The sequence below is a fragment of the Methanobrevibacter sp. 87.7 genome (assembly GCF_002208625.1).
In the GTDB taxonomy this organism is placed as follows: domain Archaea; phylum Methanobacteriota; class Methanobacteria; order Methanobacteriales; family Methanobacteriaceae; genus Methanarmilla.
In genome coordinates this window covers 1-3024 of record NZ_MRCT01000190.1, presented here as the reverse complement: position 1 = coordinate 3024, position 3024 = coordinate 1, and the positions used below count along the sequence as shown (strand labels likewise).

Annotated in this window: 2 protein-coding genes; both read left to right on the top strand. The window is 24.4% G+C overall.

Annotation, left to right across the window (positions count from 1 at the left end; genetic code table 11):
* Positions 1-55 precede the first annotated feature (55 nt).
* Positions 56-1540: a Mur ligase family protein gene (locus BGI41_RS07460; protein ID WP_088540068.1), complete on the top strand. Its 1485-nt coding sequence runs from the start codon at positions 56-58 to the stop codon at positions 1538-1540.
* Between the two features lie 331 nt (positions 1541-1871).
* A complete protein-coding gene (locus BGI41_RS07455) occupies positions 1872-2867 on the top strand; it encodes an NADP-dependent oxidoreductase (RefSeq protein WP_088540066.1) in 996 nt (331 codons plus the stop codon).
* Positions 2868-3024: the final 157 nt, after the last annotated feature.

Sequence of the window (3024 nt, the reverse complement as noted above, 5' to 3'; positions counted from 1 at the left end):
ACATAATATTAATAATTAATTTATTTATAACAATTTTTACAGGAGTACAATATTTATGGTTAAAAAATTATTTATTAATGAATTAACAGATATCATTGATGGAAAAATTGTAGGGGCTAATGATTATTTTAAAGGAGTAGATTTTTCAGGTAAATTTGACTTTTTAGCTCATGCTAGAAAAGGAGATATTGTTATTCGTCATAAAGTTAATGGAAAAGGTATAGAAATAGCTGCAAACAATGAGGCAGCATCTTTTATTACTCAAAATCCTGATGATGATGCATTAGAAACAGCAAAAAAACTTAATTTCCCTTTAATTGTTGTAGATAAAATAGAACTTGCAAATGCATTTGCTATTAAATGGGTTTTTGATAATTTTGATAAAGACTCTAAAAGAGTAGCAATCACTGGTACTAATGGAAAATCAACTACATCTGACATGGTTTATCATATTCTTAAATCTTCTGGAGCTCATGTATTAACTAATACTGATGCAAGATCAGAATTTAATACTTTAATTGATCCTATGGTTCCTAAGATGATTTATGAAGAAGTTGAAAAAAATGGTCCTTTAGATTATGCAGTTATTGAAGTTTCAGAGGTTCAAGGCTGGTTAAATGATATTATGGAAAATCATGCATATTTAATGACAGATGCAATTAATCCTGATGTAGGTATTATTACAAATGTTACTATGGATCATATTGGTCTTGTAAATTCTATTGAAGATGTTTTAAGAGAAACTTCTGGTTTAGCTCGTGCATTGAAAAAAGGTACTCTTATTTTAAATAAAGATGATCCATTAGTTAGTAAAATAGAAGCTAATGATGGTGTAAATAAACTTTTCTTCTCAATGGATAAAGATAATGCAGAACATAATGTTGTATTTGATACAGAACGTGAACTTGTTCTTGTTGATAATAAGGAAATTTTAACTATTGATGAGTTACCATTTAATACAAGTCATTTTATTCAAGATACTCTTGCTGCAATTGCTGCAACTTTATCTTTAAATATACCTCTTAATGAAGTTATTAATGGTGTAAAAACATACAAATCATTAAAACGAAGATTTGTTAAATTATATGATAATCCTTTAATCTATGATGATTTTGCTCATAACCCTGATGGAATAAAATCCACTGTTTATTCTGGTTATAAATTACTTTCTGATAATGGTAAATTATGGATTGTTGATGCAATTAGAGGTTCACGTGGTGAAACTTTAAATAGATTAAATGCAGATGCATTAGCACAAGTTATTAAAAAAATTCATTCTGAAGATTCAAGAAAAATCAATCTTATATTATCATCAAGTATTGATGTTGTAGATCATTTAAATGTTGTAACTGATTCAGAAAGAACTGTTTTCTTTGATATGCTTGATAAAGATGATATTGATTATGTTCATTATGATAATCTTGTAGATGCTTTAAAATATGTTGTTAAATCTGCTAAAAGTGATGATTTAATATTACTTTTAGGTGCTCAAGGTATGGATCCTGCTGAAGATTTACTTAAAAATATTATTAAAAATTGATTAAAACATTTTTATAATATTTTTTATTCTTTTATTTTTGTCTGTTTTTTAGTTTTTTTGGTTTTACTATTTTTTTTATTCTTTTATTTTTGTCTGTTTTTTGGTTTTTTTTTGGGTTTTACTATTTTTTTTTATTCTTTTATTTTTGTCTGTTTTTTGGTTTTTACTGTTTATTGATTTTTTTATTCACTTTTATTTTGTATTTTGTTTTATTTTTTTACTTAAATTTTAGTTTTTAATTAAATAATTTAATTTATAGTTAAATTTAATTTATATTAAATTAATACCTAATTATATAATTATTTTATGGATTTAAAGAAGTGTTTAATTTATGAAAGCTGCACAAATAAAAAAATATAAAAAAGATATATCTCTTGATATTGTTTCTGTTGATAAGCCTGTAATTAATGATAATCAAGTTTTAGTAAAAACTTTAACTGCAGGTGTAAATCCAGTTGATAATATGATTATTAGAGGAGAAGTTAAATTAGTTGTTCCTTATAAAATGCCTTTAACTCTTGGTAATGAACTTGTTGGTGAAATAGTTGAATTAGGTTCTAATGTTAAAAACTTTAATATTGGTGATAGAATCTTTTCAAGATTACCTTTAAATAGTATTGGAGCATTTGCAGAATATGTTGCAATTGATGTAGATGCAATAGCTAAAGTTCCAGAATATTTAAGTGATGAGGAAGCTGCAGGAGTTCCATTAACAGCATTAACTGCAATGCAAGCATTTGAATTATTAAATGTTAAAGAAGGTAAAACTATTTTTATATCTGGTGGGTCAGGTAGTTTTGGTGCAATGGCAATTCCACTTGCTAAATCTTTAGGTTTAAAAGTTATTACAAGTGGTTCTGGAGCTAATAAAGAAAGAGTTCTTTTACTTGGTGCTGATAAATATATTGATTATAAAAAAGAAAATTATTTAGATATTGTATCAGATGTTGATTATGTTATTGATACATTAGGCGGTAAATCACTTGAAGATCAATTTAGTATTCTTAAAAAAGGAGGTTCTTTAGTTTCTTTAAAAGGTTTACCTAATAAAGATTTTGCTAAAAGAAATAATATGTCTTTTTTTAAAAGATTACTATTTGGATTTGCAGGTAGAAAATATGATAAAATAGCTAGTCGAAATAATCAGAAATATTATTTTATTTTTGTTCATTCAGATGGAAAGCAATTAGATGAAGTTGCTAGTATCTTTAATGAAAAACATATTAAACCATCTATTGATGAAGTATTCTCATTTGAAGATATTAATAAAGCTTTAAATAAAGTAGATAATGGTTCATCAAAAGGAAAAACTATTATTAAATTTTAAGATTTAATATTTAGTTTTTTTACTATTTTTCATTAGTATTACTATTTTCATTTTAAAATTTTAAAGGAAATTTATTAAATTTTTATACAATCTTTAAAATATCCTTATTTTTTTATACTTTCCTATAAAATTTCTATTTTTAAAATATAGTTAATAT

Bases quoted from the DNA above. Each gene is read 5' to 3' on its own strand.
- BGI41_RS07460 (WP_088540068.1), top strand. From the start codon at position 56: ATGGTTAAAAAATTATTTATTAATGAATTAACAGATATCATTGATGGA.
- BGI41_RS07455 (WP_088540066.1), top strand. From the start codon at position 1,872: ATGAAAGCTGCACAAATAAAAAAATATAAAAAAGATATATCTCTTGAT.